This is a genomic window from Salicola sp. AFF1 (assembly GCF_056783195.1).
Map to the genome: position 1 here is coordinate 178,154 of NZ_JBXAYL010000001.1, position 14,768 is coordinate 192,921.

The 14,768-nt window shown below is 61.9% G+C and carries 16 protein-coding genes; 7 read left to right on the top strand and 9 right to left on the bottom strand.

Going from position 1 to position 14,768, the window contains the following annotated elements; all coding sequences use genetic code 11:
* Nucleotides 1-8 precede the first annotated feature (8 nt).
* Nucleotides 9-1,511, bottom strand: coding sequence for a PH domain-containing protein (locus AC1RQI_RS00855; protein ID WP_481903362.1), 1,503 nt, complete (start codon nt 1,509-1,511; stop codon nt 9-11).
* Nucleotides 1,492-2,043 (bottom strand): PH domain-containing protein, encoded by a 552-nt coding sequence (locus AC1RQI_RS00860; protein ID WP_481903276.1) that lies wholly within the window; start codon nt 2,041-2,043, stop codon nt 1,492-1,494. The genes AC1RQI_RS00855 and AC1RQI_RS00860 overlap by 20 nt, the downstream gene beginning before the upstream one ends.
* Before the next feature lie 189 nt (nt 2,044-2,232).
* Here AC1RQI_RS00860 and AC1RQI_RS00865 point away from each other — a divergent pair, with 189 nt between their 5' ends.
* Nucleotides 2,233-3,672, top strand: coding sequence for an HDOD domain-containing protein (locus AC1RQI_RS00865; protein WP_481903277.1), 1,440 nt, complete (start codon nt 2,233-2,235; stop codon nt 3,670-3,672).
* A gap of 221 nt (nt 3,673-3,893) precedes the next feature.
* Here the strand turns inward: AC1RQI_RS00865 and AC1RQI_RS00870 are convergent, their stop codons facing one another.
* On the bottom strand, nt 3,894-4,898 hold the full coding sequence (locus tag AC1RQI_RS00870; protein ID WP_481903278.1) for a GlxA family transcriptional regulator: 1,005 nt from the start codon (nt 4,896-4,898) through the stop codon (nt 3,894-3,896).
* 115 nt (nt 4,899-5,013) lie between these two features.
* Here AC1RQI_RS00870 and AC1RQI_RS00875 point away from each other — a divergent pair, with 115 nt between their 5' ends.
* The 3 genes from AC1RQI_RS00875 (at nt 5,014) to AC1RQI_RS00885 (ending at nt 8,086) form a co-directional block, all read left to right on the top strand.
* Nucleotides 5,014-6,816 carry an acyl-CoA dehydrogenase gene (locus tag AC1RQI_RS00875; RefSeq protein WP_481903279.1) on the top strand — a complete coding sequence of 601 codons (1,803 nt, stop codon included), beginning with the start codon at nt 5,014-5,016 and terminating at the stop codon, nt 6,814-6,816.
* Between the two features lie 84 nt (nt 6,817-6,900).
* Entirely contained in the window at nt 6,901-7,680 is a 780-nt protein-coding gene (locus tag AC1RQI_RS00880; RefSeq protein WP_481903280.1) for a crotonase/enoyl-CoA hydratase family protein, read from the top strand.
* Between the two features lie 94 nt (nt 7,681-7,774).
* Nucleotides 7,775-8,086: a hypothetical protein gene (locus AC1RQI_RS00885; RefSeq protein WP_416633681.1), complete on the top strand. Its 312-nt coding sequence runs from the start codon at nt 7,775-7,777 to the stop codon at nt 8,084-8,086.
* Here the strand turns inward: AC1RQI_RS00885 and AC1RQI_RS00890 are convergent.
* Nucleotides 8,075-8,740, bottom strand: coding sequence for an SDR family oxidoreductase (locus AC1RQI_RS00890; RefSeq protein WP_481903281.1), 666 nt, complete (start codon nt 8,738-8,740; stop codon nt 8,075-8,077). The genes AC1RQI_RS00885 and AC1RQI_RS00890 overlap by 12 nt on opposite strands.
* Nucleotides 8,741-8,832: 92 nt before the next feature.
* On the opposite strand from AC1RQI_RS00890, the gene AC1RQI_RS00895 reads away from it, so the two are divergent.
* Nucleotides 8,833-9,564 carry a DUF481 domain-containing protein gene (locus AC1RQI_RS00895; RefSeq protein ID WP_481903282.1) on the top strand — a complete coding sequence of 244 codons (732 nt, stop codon included), beginning with the start codon at nt 8,833-8,835 and terminating at the stop codon, nt 9,562-9,564.
* A gap of 75 nt (nt 9,565-9,639) precedes the next feature.
* Here AC1RQI_RS00895 and AC1RQI_RS00900 read toward each other — a convergent pair whose 3' ends face one another.
* Nucleotides 9,640-10,044, bottom strand: a complete 405-nt coding sequence (locus AC1RQI_RS00900) for a DUF4168 domain-containing protein (protein WP_481903283.1) — start codon at nt 10,042-10,044, stop codon at nt 9,640-9,642.
* A 137-nt stretch (nt 10,045-10,181) separates the two neighbouring features.
* The gene (locus AC1RQI_RS00905) at nt 10,182-10,568 is read right to left on the bottom strand and encodes a DUF4168 domain-containing protein (RefSeq protein ID WP_481903284.1); all 387 of its coding nucleotides are present in this window, start codon (nt 10,566-10,568) and stop codon (nt 10,182-10,184) included.
* A gap of 204 nt (nt 10,569-10,772) precedes the next feature.
* Here AC1RQI_RS00905 and AC1RQI_RS00910 point away from each other — a divergent pair, with 204 nt between their 5' ends.
* Nucleotides 10,773-12,242, top strand: a complete 1,470-nt coding sequence (locus AC1RQI_RS00910) for an ATP-binding protein (protein ID WP_481903285.1) — start codon at nt 10,773-10,775, stop codon at nt 12,240-12,242.
* Nucleotides 12,239-13,633 carry a sigma-54-dependent transcriptional regulator gene (locus AC1RQI_RS00915; RefSeq protein ID WP_481903286.1) on the top strand — a complete coding sequence of 465 codons (1,395 nt, stop codon included), beginning with the start codon at nt 12,239-12,241 and terminating at the stop codon, nt 13,631-13,633. The genes AC1RQI_RS00910 and AC1RQI_RS00915 overlap by 4 nt, the downstream gene beginning before the upstream one ends.
* Here the strand turns inward: AC1RQI_RS00915 and AC1RQI_RS00920 are convergent.
* From AC1RQI_RS00920 to AC1RQI_RS00930, 3 genes are read right to left on the bottom strand one after another with little or no spacing between them, the layout of a single operon-like run.
* Entirely contained in the window at nt 13,594-14,001 is a 408-nt protein-coding gene (locus AC1RQI_RS00920) for a Na+/H+ antiporter subunit G (protein WP_416633688.1), read from the bottom strand. The genes AC1RQI_RS00915 and AC1RQI_RS00920 overlap by 40 nt on opposite strands.
* Entirely contained in the window at nt 13,998-14,267 is a 270-nt protein-coding gene (locus AC1RQI_RS00925; protein ID WP_416633689.1) for a K+/H+ antiporter subunit F, read from the bottom strand. The genes AC1RQI_RS00920 and AC1RQI_RS00925 overlap by 4 nt, the downstream gene beginning before the upstream one ends.
* Complete coding sequence (locus AC1RQI_RS00930; protein ID WP_481903287.1) at nt 14,264-14,767, bottom strand: Na+/H+ antiporter subunit E; 504 nt, start codon at nt 14,765-14,767, stop codon at nt 14,264-14,266. Before AC1RQI_RS00930 ends, AC1RQI_RS00925 begins: the two co-directional genes overlap by 4 nt.
* Nucleotide 14,768: the final 1 nt, after the last annotated feature.

Consider the following 14,768-nt stretch of genomic DNA (forward strand, 5'->3'; position numbering starts at 1 on the left):
GTACGGGGTTAAAGCCAGGGGGCGCGACTGGTTTCGACCCGCCACAGCAGGCGGTCCATGAGCCTGGTGCCGGTCTTCCAGTGAATGAACGGGATCCGGAAGCCACCGGAGCCGAGCCGGATGCCCAGATTGGCCAGACCCGCCCGGCGCTGTAGTGGGTTCTGGAACAGTCGCAGGGCCTGCACGCGGTAGGCATCGAAGACCGTGTAGTGGCACCCGATCAGGCCCCCTCGCAGCACCACGCGTTCGCCCTGAAGGCACCAGCCCTGGCGGCGCCAGCTCAGTACAATCAGGGGCGGAACCGGCAGGAGCGCGATCAGGCTCCAGGCGGGGAGGTCACTGGTGGCCACCCAGGCCGTGGCTGCCGCCGTCAGCGCGGCCCAGACGGCAAACCTTGGCAGCATGAAGCGGGCACTGACGGGGTGGAAGCGCAGGCTCATCCAGTCGAGATCTGGATAAAGAGTCTGGATGATTCGCGTCTGCTCCCCGGCCGTCAGTGATGGCGCCAGGAGGGCCCCACCGCCGCCATCCGGCTGGTCGGGCATGGAAGGCCCAATAGGGTGGCAGCTTAGATGATGCCGGCGGAACAGGCGCGCGACGAAGCTCTGGGCCAGGTGCAGGTGCTGAATGCGTTGATGGCGGATGCCCTGATCGCGCCGGGTGAGAAGCCCGGCGGTGGTCCGGTAGCGTTCGCCTTCGTGGCACAGCTGGTAGCCCTGGTAGCGCACCAGCGCCATGATGACCGACGCCAGGGCCATCACTACCAGTAGTAACAGAATGGCCAGCGGCAGTAGCAAAGGCTCCGGAAGCCATTCAGGCATGCTGTCAGCAGTGGCATTCATCGCCTGTTCGGCCTGCTGGCTTTCGGGCTCACCCATGTTCCGGGTCAGGGCCCCCATCAAGGAGGCGGCAATGGCGCTGCCCCAGAGAATGGCCGGGCTGCTGATGCCATAGATGATCAGGTCGGCGGGGCGGCGTTCAAGCAGCACCTGGTGGCTGACTGAGCCTGGCCCGGCCTCCGTGGTGCTTGCGCCCTCTAGGTCACTGGTTTCTGCCAGGGCTCTGTCCCGCAGGTGTTCCGCTTCCGCCAGCGGAATGCCGGGCAGGTGCACTTCGTCACTGGCGGAGCCCGCGGATTCGATGCTCAGACGGGCCAGCCCGAAGGGCCTGAGGTAAATGGGGCGTTCAAGGCGCACATTCTGGATGCGCTCGAAGGCCAGGGTCAGCTTGTGTCGGGTGAAAACGCCCTGTTGCACCTGGATGGCCCCATCATGGACGCGATAGATGAAACGCAGCCAGCTCATGATGGCCATGGCAATGCCCAGACCCACCAGGGTCAGGGCCGTGGTGGCGACCATCAGGGGGGATTCCCGTGCAAACGCCAGTGCGCCCGCCGCCAGGCCCAGGAGCGGCCCTGGATTGGTGCCCACCAGCTGGCGCAGAAAGATCAGGCCATGGTGAATGATGGCCAGCGGCGAGACCCGGTGCCAGTCACTGCTGTGGATCATCATACCCACCAGGGTTGTCCGGGGTGTCCGTATCGTCGGCCTGGTTGAGCAGGTACTGGCGCAGGCGTTGCCCCAGGTCTTCGTCCAGGCCGGGAATCACCAGGTCCGCCTGCTGGCCGCCCGCGCCGTAACACCTCAGGGTTACCAGCCCGAACCAGCGCTCCAGCGGGCCATTCCCGGTCTGGATGTGCTGGATGCGGTTGCGGGGGATGACGGTGGTGCTTTTCCACAAAAGGCCTTCATGGAAAAGAACGTCCTGCTCCCGGATGGCATAGCGCTTCACCCTCGCGGCGGGATAGGTCAGCAGGGTTGGCACAAGAAGCAGGCCCCATGCCGCGGCCACAAGCCCCATGCTGAAGGGGATGAGTTCCAGGCCGCTGAGGGCGAGTCCCACAATGCCGGCGGGGAGCCAGAAGCCGAGTCCGCTCAACAACACCATGCGCGGATAGACGGGGGCAAGGCGGTGCCAATGGGTTGTATCAATGCTCGGGAGCTCATCGGCATCAAGGCTCTGGTTGGAGAAAGACGTTTGCATGCGCGTCCACAGGGGCCGGGTATGGAAGTCACGAGTATCAGGGGCGTGCGCCTGGTGTTGCAAGCGCCACAGGACCGGGCCAAGCCCTGAAGCATTGAGTGCGGCCCTTGCAGCTGGTACGCCGGTGCTGGTGATCTACACTGGGGTAATCACGGGCGATTCATGCAAACGGCTGTAGCGAGAGGTGTCATGGCCGAACCGGACGTAACACGCCCCCCGACCCAGGGCTCCGCCAATGACTGGGTCCAGTACCTGAGCCAGGTGGAGATGCCGGTTCTGGCCGAAACCCTGAGGGAAATCAGTCAGCTGACAGACAGCGACAGCTCCACCGTCAACCAGCTTGCGGATGTCATCCTCAAGGATGCCGACCTGACCTCCCAAGTTCTTCGCCTATCCAATACAGTGTTCTATAACCGCTCCCGGGTGAGCGTGAGCACCGTCAGTCGCGCCATTACCCTGATCGGGTTTGATGCGGTGCGGGCAATGGCCATCTCAACACTGGTCATTGATGCGCTGCTTTCCCGTAATCCGCGAACCCATCTGTTGCGCTGTCTCGCGCGGTCGCTGCATGCGGCGGTCCAGGCTCGATCACTGCTGCCGGTACGCAGTGCCGAGAAAAAGGAGGAGGCATTCGTGGCGGCGTTGCTCAGCCACATTGGCGAGCTTGCGTTCTGGGCCTGCCGCATTCCCCAGGCGGATGAACTGGACCGTAAGATGAACCAGATGGATCCGGTGGAGGCCCAGAAGGAGGTTATTGGGGCCAGTTTTGTGAGTATTACCCGGGGGCTGGTTGCGACCTGGTCTCTGGGCCCGCTGGTGAAAGAGGTGGTGTCATCGGGGAAGGCGAATTCGGCCGCCTCCGCATTGGTGCGCCACTCGCTGACGCTTGCGGAAGCCTCTGAGCGGGGCTGGCACGACCGTCAGGTGGAGCAGGTGGTGGCGAAGCTGGCGGGGTCGCTCAATGAGACCAAGGAAGACCTTCTTCAGAAGGTGCAGGACAATTCCCATGAGGCAGCAGAAGTGGCTGTCTCCTACGGCATGCCGCAGGTCACCGCGTTGCTGCCGGATCGGGACGATGACGGCACCTCCAGTGAGGGCCACCTGGACTCTCAGGGAGATCCCATGCTGCAGCTCCAGATCCTGCGCGAGCTCTCTGAGCTGCTGGTGGATAAGCCGGATCTGAACCTGGTGTTCCAGACCGTGGTGGAAGGCATGCACCGCGCCATTGGCTTGCAGCGTGTTGTGCTTTTGATGCGGGATCGGAAAGGGCAACACCTGATTACGCGCAAAGTGCTGGGAGAGGGAACGGCGCACTGGCGCGACGAGTTCATCATCGACATGCAGGGGCGCGATCTTCTGGCCAGGGCGGCAACCGCGGGCGAAAGTGTTTTCCTTTCAGCGCCTGACGAAAAGCCCTGGAAACATTATGAGCGCCCGGGGTTTGATCGCCATATTGGTCGGAGGACGGGGCTCTTTGGACCGCTCATGGTGGGGGAGCGGGTGGTCGGACTGTTCTACGCCGACAACAGTGATCTCTACCAGCCTCCTGATCGGGAACAGTTCCAGGCTTTCAGTCACTTTGTCCAGCAGGCCCAGCTTTGCCTGAACAACCTCTCCGAGACGTCCTGACGAGTGAGTGGTCCGGGGCGACGTCACAATACCGTCATGCGGCAATAAAAAAGGGGCCCTGAGGCCCCGAGAGGATATGACGTCCCTGTCATGCCATGACCCTGATTAAGGTCAGATTGCCCAGTCATCGAAGCCTTGGCTCCGATGTTTTTAATATTATCTGATAATCAATCTCAAATGCAAACGACAATGCATTAATTTCTTTTTCCTGAAAGTACTGCTCAGCCGGTGGGTGTAGAGGGGAGGAACCGGCTCCGGTAGGCGCCAGGTGTCATACCGGTGCGGGCGTGGAACAGACGGGAGAAGGCACTGGTGTCTTCGTAACCCACGGCCCGGGTGATCTCGGCCAGGCGCCGGTGGGGCTGTTCCAGCAGCTTCTTGGCCTTTTCCAGGCGCAACTGCTGGAGGTAGTGCAGGGGCGTATCGCCGGTGGCATCGCGGAAGCGGCGCTTGAAGGTGCGTGGCGTCATGTGGAAGTGCGCGGCCAGTTCGTCCATGCGGACCGGCTCGCTCAGGTGGTTATCCAGCCAGTCCTGAACGGCCATGATGGCCTCGTCCTGATGGTAGCGGCGGGCAGGGATGCTGCCGTAGGCCGCCTGGCTTTCCCGGCCCATGTCCATCACGAAGGCGCGCGCCAGGGAGCGGGCGGTGTCCACACCACAGTAGCGCTCCACCAGGAAGAGGCCCAGGTCAAACCAGGCCATGCCGCCGCCAGCGCAGAAAACGCTGCCGTCCGCGGTGATCAGCCGGTGGGGGCGCAGGGTCACGTCCGGGTAGCGTTGGCGGAACAGGTTGCTGTAACCCCAGTGGGTTGTGGCCTCCCTCTGGTCCAATAAACCTGCCTCGCCCAGGAGGAAGGCGCCGGTGCAGTTACTGGCCAGGTCCCGGCCCTGCGCTTGCCAGTGCCGCAGAAGCGGGAGCAGCGCCTTGTTGGCATCAAGGGTTGCTTCAATATCGCCGCCGATGGTGGGCACGACCACCAGGTCCGGCGCCGGAGTAGTGTCCCACCGGCTGTCGGCCATGAGGCTGACGCCGTTGACGCAGTGGCATGGCCCGCCGTCCTCGGTTGCCAGTGTGACACTGAACCGGGGTTCTGGTTGCTGGTCGTGGATGCGGGCCCAGGTCACCCCGGCCATCCGGAACAGGTCCATGACACCGGTGATGGCGGTGGCGAGCGCCTTGTCGAAGCCGATGATGGTGACCTGGTAGTGCTCTGGCTGGCTCATGTCTGCCTCCAGCATTTGGCAGGATCCGCCAAGATTGTGTCATTGATGACATTAGGCGGCCATGGTTGGTTATGGCAATGTGGTCATTGAATGAACCAGTGGAGACATCATCGCCATGGCCGATACCCTGCTTGATCGACGCGATCTGGCCTTCCAGCTCTACGAGGTGCTGGACACCGACTCCCTGACCGAGCGCGGGCGCTTCAGCGATCACAGCCGAGAAACCTTTGATGCGGTATTCGATACGGCGGAGCGCATTGCCCGGGAACAGTTTGCCAGCCACAACAGCCTGGCGGATAAAGAGGAACCACGCTTCGAGGAGTGCCGGGTGGTCATGCGCCCAGAGGTGAAGACCGCCATGGATGCCTACGCTGAGGCTGGTTTCATTGCGGGGCGGTACGACTATGAAGTAGGGGGCATGCAGCTGCCCGAAACGGTGATGACCGCCTGTAATGGCTTCTTCATGGCTGCCAATCCCAGTACTGCCGGCTACCCCTTCCTGACCACGGCCGCCGCCAATGTCATCCGGACCTTTGGCTCCGAGCAGCAGCAGGCCCAGTTCCTGCAGCTCATGCTGGAAGGGCGCTTTACCGGCACCATGGCGTTGACGGAGCCCCAGGCGGGATCCTCATTGGCCGATCTGCGCACCAGTGCCAAGCCCACCGACGAAGGGCACTACCTGATCAAAGGCGCCAAGATTTATATCTCCGGCGGTGAGCATGAGCTCAGCGACAACATTGTTAACCTCGTGCTGGCGCGGATTCACGGTGCCCCAGCCGGGGTGAAGGGCATCTCCATGTTCATCGTGCCCAAATACCGGCTGGACGCTGACGGTAATCCCGGGGAACGCAACGGCGTGGGGCTGGCCGGTCTGATCCACAAGCTCGGGTACCGGGGAACCACGTCAACGGCACTGAGCTTCGGGGACGACGCGGACTGTCATGGTTACCTGGTGGGCGAGCCCCACCAGGGACTGAAATACATGTTCCAGATGATGAACGAGGCGCGAGTAGGCGTGGGCTTTGGTGCGGCCTCGATCGGTTACCGGGGGTATCGGCACAGTCTTGAGTTCGCCCGGGACCGCCGGCAGGGCCGGCCCCCGTCTGAAAAGGATCCCACGAGCGAGCCGGTCCCCATCATCCAGCATGCGGATGTGCGTCGCATGCTGCTGGCGCAGAAATCCTGGATGGAAGGGGCGTTGGCGCTGTGTTTCTACGGTGCCCGACTGATGGACGACAGCCATACCCATCCGGATGAGGAGCAGCGCCGCCAGGCCGGGCAGATGCTGGATCTGTTGACCCCCGTCATCAAGGCCTGGCCCTCGGAATACGGGCCCAGGGCCAATGATCTGGCAATCCAGGTCTATGGCGGTGCGGGCTACACGCGGGAATACCCGGTGGAACAGTGCTGGCGGGATAACCGGCTCAATCCCATCCATGAAGGCACCAATGGCATCCAGGCCATGGACCTGCTCGGGCGCAAGGTCTGGCAGGGCAATGGGGAAGCCATTCAGCAGCTGTTTGGGGCCATCCAGGCGGACCTGCAGAACGCACCCGATGAACGGTGCCGGCAATGGGCCCATTCACTGAGCGAAACACTGCAGCAGGCGGGCAGGGTGACCCAGACCCTGGGCCAGGCCCTTGCCCAGGAGGTACCCGAGAAAGGCCTGGCGAACGCCAGTGTCTACCTGAGGCTCTTTGGCCACATCTGCATAGCCTGGATGTGGCTGCGCCAGGCCAATGCCGCCACACAGGCCCTGGCCGGGGAGGTTTCCAGCGCGGACGAGGCGTTCTACCAGGGCAAGCTCCAGGCGGCTCAGTACTTTTTCCACTGGGAGCTGCCCACGGTGGCCCAGGATCTGGTCCTGCTGCAGAACCAGGATGATACTTGCTACGCGATGCGTGATGAGTGGTTTTGAACGGAGATCGAAGCAAGGAGGAAGGAACAGGAAGCCTGTCCCCTTGCTCCTGTAACCCCCAACCAAGCACCTGGAGAAATGGCCATGCCGCTTGTGAACGTTGAAGCCCGTGAGCACATCCTCTACATCGGCCTGAACCGGCCGGAGAAGATGAATGCTATGAACCGTCAGATGTACCACGACATCGCTGCCGCCTATGGCTGGCTGAACCGGGATCCGGAGCTGCGCGTGGGGCTGGTTTACGCCGAGGGAGATCATTTCACGTCCGGTCTTGAGCTGGATGACTGGGCCGGTGTGTTTTCCAATGGTGAAGGACTGAGTCTCAACGAGGGCGAGATGGATCCGTTCGGGATCGTGGGGCCGGCCATGGACAAGCCAGTGGTCTATGCCACCCAGGGGATCTGTTTTACCTGTGGTGTAGAAATGATGCTCAATACCGATATCCGGGTGGCGGCGGATAACAGCCGCTACGGCCAGCTGGAAGTCAAGCGGGGCATTTTTGCCTGTGGGGGCGCCACCATCCGGCTGCAGGAGGAGATTGGCTGGGCCAATGCCCAGCGTTATCTGCTGACTGGCGATGAATGGAGTGCCCAGCAGGCCCGGGAGTGGGGCCTGGTACAGGAGCTGGTTGCCCCGGGAGAGCAGTTCGAGCGGGCCCGCGAGCTGGCGGGCAAAGTGGCCCGCGCCGCGCCACTGGGGGTTCAGGGTAGTCTGCGCTCGTCGCGTATTGCCCGCACGCAGGGCCATGATGCCGCCAAGGCGCGGTTGTTTCCGGATCTGGCGCCGGTCATGCGCAGTGAGGATGTCCAGGAAGGAATCCAGTCGTTCCTGGAGCGCCGTGATGCTGTATTCAGGGGCTGTTGAGACCGGAAAGACCAGGGGGGCGGTTGATCCATGGTTGGTGCCTCGATATGCTGCCGACCTTACGAGTATGTAACGTCGCAAGAGATCAAACACGATGGACGACTGGCAGATTGACGTGGAGAGCCAGAAGGCTCGCCACAGCAGCGGTCTGGAACTAACGTTCGAGGGGCGCCCCCGGACGAAACACTTTTCAGGCAGCCCCTCGAAAGTACCGGACGGCATGCAGTCCCTGGAACTGGTACGCCTGATCCGTGAAGGCTATCAGGCGTTTGAGGAGGCTTGGCCGGAAGAGGGAGGGCCTCATGTGGCCAAGGCTGAAGGCAAGCCGCGCCAGGAGGAAGGCAGTGGCGTCAAGGTGAGCCACCGCCGTCGGCGCAAGATCTCGCGCAGCAACTCACCAGGGTAGTTCGGACCCGTCCGAGTGACGGAACACGCCACTGTTTTCCAGATTCAGTTCATCCACCCGCTGGATCAGTCGCTGGGCTGCCACATCGGGCGTAATATGGCCGGTGTGGCCGGTCATCGCCGTCTGGACAAAGCCGGGATGCATGATGCCGACGCTGATGCCTCTCGGCTGCAGATCCACCGCGAGTGATTTCGAGGCGGCGTTGAGCGCAGCCTTGGTCATGCGGTAACCGTAACGCCCCCCGGAGTCATTGTCCGCAATGGAGCCCATCCGTGAGGTCATCATGACCACTTTGCCGTTCTGTGGAATCAGGTCCAGAAGGCCGTTGGTCACCTTGAGCGGTCCGAGTGTGTTCACCTCAAACTCGGTCTGGATGCGATCCCAGTCCATATCCTTGAGGTTCTCATCCGTCATAAGGCCGGCGTTGTTGTAGAGCACGTCAATGGTCTCGCCTTCGAGGTTGCGCCGCGCCTTGCCCAGGCTGATGTCGTCCGTCACATCCACACCTTCAATGATGTTCACGCCCAGGGCTTTGAGGTCATCCGAGGCTGCGCGGCACAGGGCCGTTACGCGGTCGCCCCGTTCCTGCCACTGGCGAGCAAGCTCCAACCCGATACCGCGGTTGGCGCCGGAAATAACAATGTGCTGGCTCATACGCTTTCCTCTTCTCGTAACTGGAAAACCGATGTGTTTGGTAGGCTTTCGCCTGTCATACCTTATTACGAACGAGCAGAGGAGAAAACGTGTTGGCCGGAACAACCAAGATGCTGATCCTGGGCTGTGGTCTTTGTGCGGTGGCCGCACATGGGGAGCAGGGCAGTGACTGGAGCGGTGATATTGAAGCCGGGCTGGTGGAGGCCTCGGGGAATACCGAGGAGACGTCGATTTCCGGTGAAGCTGATGTGACGCGGAACCTGGGCAACTGGCGCCACAACGTCCTGTTGCAGTCACGCTATACGGAGCAGGACGGTGACCGGACGGCGGAGCGTTATACCGCCAGTAGCCAGCTGGACTACAAGTTCAATCCCAATGATTTTCTGTTTCTGCGTGGCCGCTATGACGATGATGATTTTAGTGGCTATGCGTTCCAGGCCTCCACGGCCGCTGGTTACGGGCGCCGGCTGTGGGAAGCAGGAGACAGTTATCTGGATACGTCCATTGGTGCGGGTTACCGCTACAGTCGCTTTGAGGAGCGGGATCCGGACGAAGGCTCCGCGCGTGAGGAGCCCATCGGACGCTTGGCCGGCGATTTCCGCTATCCACTGTCCGAAACCGCTCGTTTCCGTCAGGAAATGGAGTCGGAGATCGGGCTTGGTGACGGGGAGTCCATCTCGCGCTCGGTCACGTCCCTGAAGGCCAACCTCAACAGCTCCATGGCTCTGAATCTCTCCTATACGGTGGAGCATGATTCCAACCCGCCGGAGAATGCCGAGAATACGGATACCATCACCTCGGTGACCCTGCTTTACAACTTTTGAAGAAAGGCGGTCTTGATTGGCGGGTATCTCAAGCCCCGGCCCGTTGGCGCCGGGGCTGCTCTGTTCAGGATCGGCTCAGTTGTCTCCGGAGATTTCGTCCACGCGCTTCTGGATGTCCGGGTTGGAATTATAGGCGACGGCGATGGCGTTGTACTTCTTCACCGTCATACCCCCGTCCTCAATTACCTTGACCATCTCGGTCTGGGCTTTCTGCTGGAGCTCACGGGCCTTGTCTTCGGACTCCGCGGATTCAATCTTGGAAACATACTGTTTCCGCACCTTGCCGATCTTATCCTGCAGTTCCACGAAGTTCCTGAGCTGCTTGTCGGAGAAGTCAGTACTCTGTTGCTTCGCCGAGCTCATGTCCTGGTTCTGCTTCTGGCCTTCCGGATTGGTGCTGTTACCGTCCTGGGCCATGGCGGGCATGGTTGAGACGCTGAGAGCCAATGCGACGGCGGCGGTCAGTGTCTTCAGTTTCATAGTGATACCTCCTCGGGGTACCGGTGTGTGATGCGACACCACGAGGGAAACAACTGCCGTGCCAGGATTGCCTTGGATGAACAGGCGTTAAATAAAAACGCCTCCCGGAGGAGGCGTTCATGGCGCGACGGACAGGGTTAGTCGCTGGCCATGTTGTCGACGCGTTCCTGAACATCCGGATTGGAGTTGTAAGCCACGGCGATGGCGTTGTACTCCTGAACGGACATACCAGCGTCCTCAATGGCGGTGACCATCTCCGACTGGGCTTCCTGCTGGAGTTTGCGTGCCTTGTCCTCGGACTCGGCCGCCTCAATCTGGGAGACGTATTCTTCGCGGATCTTCCCGATGCGGTCCTGAAGGTCCACAAACTGCTTCAGCTTCTTATCGGAGAAGTCCGCTGGCTTCTGGGATTGCTCCATGCCCGGATCCTGTTGCGCTTCGCTGCTGCCGTAATCCTGGGCCAGCGCCTGGGCGCCGCCGAGCCCGAGCACCATTGCGAGGGCAAGGCTGGTGATTCGAATCATAACGGTAGTCTCCTTTGCTGTATTCGCGCCACAACCTGCAGGAGCTGTGCCATGCCGGGGAAACCCCAAAAAGTTGATGATATTTAATAGCCTACGGGGATCTGTGTGAATAAAGCGCCATCTGGGGACGGTTTTCCTGTGTGGCATAATGACACATGGGACAAAGGTGTGTGACATTATGTCACCGGTGTTCAGGAGTGATTCATGAAACGTCTGCATCTGCCCGGTCTCCAGGTCACGCTGATCCTGGCGGTGGTTCTGCCGTTGCTGCTGGTCAGCGGCGCGGCCGTTTACTGGGGGCTGGGTGTTATCCAGTCCCATGACGAGGCACGGTTGCAGCAGGACCTGGCGCTATTGGCTCAGGCGACCCGCTACCCGCTTTCCCGGGCACTGCAGAATGGCGACTATGTTCAGGTGGACGACATCACCACCTCCATCTTCAGTGTGGACCGGGTCTATGGCGCCTCGGTCTACGACCAGCGTGGCGACCGTGTTTCCCAGGTGGGGATCGTGGACCGGGATGTGAGCGACAGCAGCAGCGCCGCCGATGCGGTGGCCAAGGGCGATGAGCTGGGTACCTACCGCGAGATCGAGGGCAAGGATGTGTTCTCGCATTTCACGCCGCTGTTCGCAGAGGACGGGCGTATCATGGGGCTGCTTCAGATCACCCGGCGGCGTAGCGACTTTGATCACCGGCTTGCGACGCTCCGCGAGAATGCCTGGTGGGTCTGGTCGTTGACTGCTGGCGCTATTCTGCTGGTCGCGATCGGCGGCCATTATGGGGGGGTAGGGCGGCATGTGCGTCGCCTTGCCAGTGTCATGGCTCGGGTACAGGGGGGCGATCGCCGCATCCGGGCGCCATTCCAAGGCCCTCGCGAGACACGCCAGCTGGCGGGGGCGCTTAACGAGATGCTTGACAGCATTGAGTCTGCGGAGCAGGCAATCCTGGATCAAAAAGCTCGCGAGTCCCGTTTGAACCAGCGCCTCCAGCACCAGGAAAAAATGGCCATGATCGGGCGCGTTGCCGGGGGCGTCGCCCATGAGCTGGGAGCGCCCCTGAGTGTTATTGATGGTCGGGCCCGCATGCTGGAGCGCCGGACCACCGACGAGCGGGGCCAGCGCAACCTGGGCGACATACGCCATCAGGTCCAGCGTATGACGCGGATTGTGCAGCAGCTTCTGGAGTGCTTCCGGCACTCGCCCAATGCCACTGAAGGGCGTTTTACGACGGCGGAGCTGGTGAGCGGCGTACTGGATGCCGACGTTGAGGTTCCTGAAGGGATCATGATGGAAGTCCACAATGACGCTTTCGGGGCGGTGATTCAGGGGGACCGGACGCGTTGCGAGATGGCCGTTTCCAACCTGCTCCGTAACGCCTATCTTGCCGCCCATGCCCGTGTCATGCTCAGTGTTCACGCTGGCCCCCAAGCGATTGCCGTGACAGTGGAAGACGACGGGCCAGGGATTCCGCCCCAGGATCGGGAGTCGGTGCTGGAACCCTTTCATACGACCCGGGCAGCGGGAGACGGTACTGGCCTGGGGCTGGCCGTGGTTCGCAGCGTGATGCAGGAACATGGCGGCGGCATTGTCATCGGAACCAGCCGCTGGGGCGGCTGTGCCGTGGTATTGCAGTGGCCCCTGCCAAGGGAGCCGGACGGAGGTGAAACGGCGTGAACGTGCGTATCCTGGTGATTGAGGACGATTCAAGCCTGCTCGAACTGTTGCGGGAGGAACTGGAAGCGCAGGGCCATGAGGTGGCGACCGCACAACGGGCGGACGCGGGCATCCAGCGTTGCCGGGAATGGGAGCCGGAGCTGGTGGTCTCGGATCTGCGGCTCCCGGACAATGACGGCATGGGCGTTCTGCGCGCTACCCAGGCCCTTGCCGATCCGCCACTGTTTGTACTGATCACGGCCTTCGGGACTGTGGATCAGGCCGTGGACGCTCTCAAAGCCGGAGCCGATGAGTTCCTGACCAAGCCCTTGTCGATGGATCACCTGCTGCTGATGATCCGGCGCCTCCTGGAACAGAGAGCGCTGCGACGGGAGGTGGATGCTTACCGCTCCAGTGAAGGGGCCGCTGGTTTCCATGGCATTATTGGTGGCAGCGAGCCCATGCACCGGCTGTACGACCAGGTTCGGCAGGTGGCGCATGGGGCCATGCCGGTGCTGGTTCTGGGGGAGAGTGGAACCGGCAAGGAGTTGGTGGCCAGAGCGATCCATGCGGAGAGTCCGCGTTCGGGCTCCCCTTTTGTGGCGATTAATTGTGCCGGTATCCCCGCGGAACTGATGGAAAGTGAGTTCTTTGGGCATGCCAAGGGTGCTTTCACGGGCGCGGACCGGGCCCGTACAGGCCTGTTCGGGCAGGCCGATGGAGGCACACTCCTGCTGGACGAAATCGCGGAAATGCCCATGGCATTGCAGGCCAAGCTGCTGCGGGCACTGCAGGAAGGCAGCATCCGGCCCGTGGGCTCAGACACTGAGCATCAGGTGGATGTGCGGGTGATCGCGGCAACCCATCAGGACCTTCAGGCCCGGGTGAGCAGGGGCGAGTTCCGGGAAGACCTCTACTATCGGCTGGAGGCTCTGGCGCTGGAAGTACCGCCGCTGCGTGAGCGTGGTGACGACATCGAACGGCTGGCCATGTTCTTTCTGGAGACGTCGCTACGCCGTGGTGAGCGGGCGGAGGTGCGCTTTGACGAGCGCGCTCTGGCCTGTTTAAGAGCCTATGACTATCCCGGCAACATCCGCGAGTTGGCGAACGTAGTGGAGCGGGCCGTGACCTTCTGCAGTGGCGAGTGGATACTGCCGGAGCATCTGCCGCCAAGGGTTCAGGCCGCCAGTAATGGCACCCCGGTCGCCTCCGCCGAAACGCGCACCGAAGAAAACGGCGGGCTTATTGGCGCTGGTGAGCCTTTGCCAACCCTGGAGACATTGCAGCAGCGATACGTTGAGCATGTGCTGGCCCAGGTGGATGGCAACAAGCGCCAGGCCGCGCGGATTCTGGGCGTGAACCGCCGGACGCTTTACCGCTGGCTGTCGGAGGATGAAGAGGATTCCGCGTAGCCGGGCAGCCGATCCATTTCATCCCAGGGTTCACCGTGGGTGCGCTCGCGGCAGGCGACACGCCGATGCAGCGCGGCGCGGCCCATCATGTGGGCGCTGACCGGGGCCGTGGCGAAGAGGAATACGGTGATCAGGATCTCCTGTACGCTCAGGCCCTCATGGCCCACGCTGAACCAGATCATGGAGCCCAGAAGGGTCGCTCCGGCGCCCAGAGTGCTGGCCTTGGTTGGGCCATGCAGGCGCATGTAGAAATCCGGCATGCGGGCCAGCCCTATGGAACCCAGCAGGGCGACCACAGCGCCGCCGAGCAGCAGCAGCGCGATCAGTGCGTCCAGCCAGAACGGTAGTGTGGCGCCTTCTCCCATCATTCGATCACGTCCCCGCGCACCAGGTACTTGGTCATGGCAACCGTGCCGACAAATCCCATCAGTGCAATCAATAGAGCCGCCTCAAAGATCAGGGGCGAATCCATGTAGATCCCGCCCAGAACGATCACAGCAATGGCATTGATGTTGAGCGTATCCAGCCCCAGGATCCGGTCGATGATGTCCGGGCCGCGCAGTAGCCGGTACAGATTCAGCAGCAGACTCAGGCTGAACAATGCAAGAGCAATGGGCAGTACAGTGGCGGTCATTCCAGGATCTCCCTGAGGGGCGTCTCGTAGCGCTTGCGGATGTGCTCGATGAGTTCCGCCTCGTCGTCCAGGTGCAGTACATGCACCAGCAGGTAGCCCCGGTCCGGGCTCAAGCCGGCGGACACAGTGCCCGGGGTCAGCGAAATACTGCTGGCGAGCAGGGTGATGGCGAATTCGTTGGTGACCGACAGCGGGAAGCGCACGAAGCCTGGTTGCAGGGACTCAGGGTCTCGAAGGATCAGCCGGGCGACCGTCAGGTTCGAGCGCAGGATATCAACGAGCAGCCGCATCAGATACACAAGCAGGCGTCCTGGACTGTTCAGCCGTGGCCGTTCCGGCCAGAATTGCTGGGTGGAGAAAGGGATCAGCCAGGCGAGGCCGGCTCCCAGCAGTATCTGGCCCGGAGCGGCCGAGTTGACCAGAAGCAGCCAGAGCACCAGCAGGAACAGCGAAAAATACGGACGTGGCCACCAGTGGGTGAGCTGGGCGGGTAGCCGCATA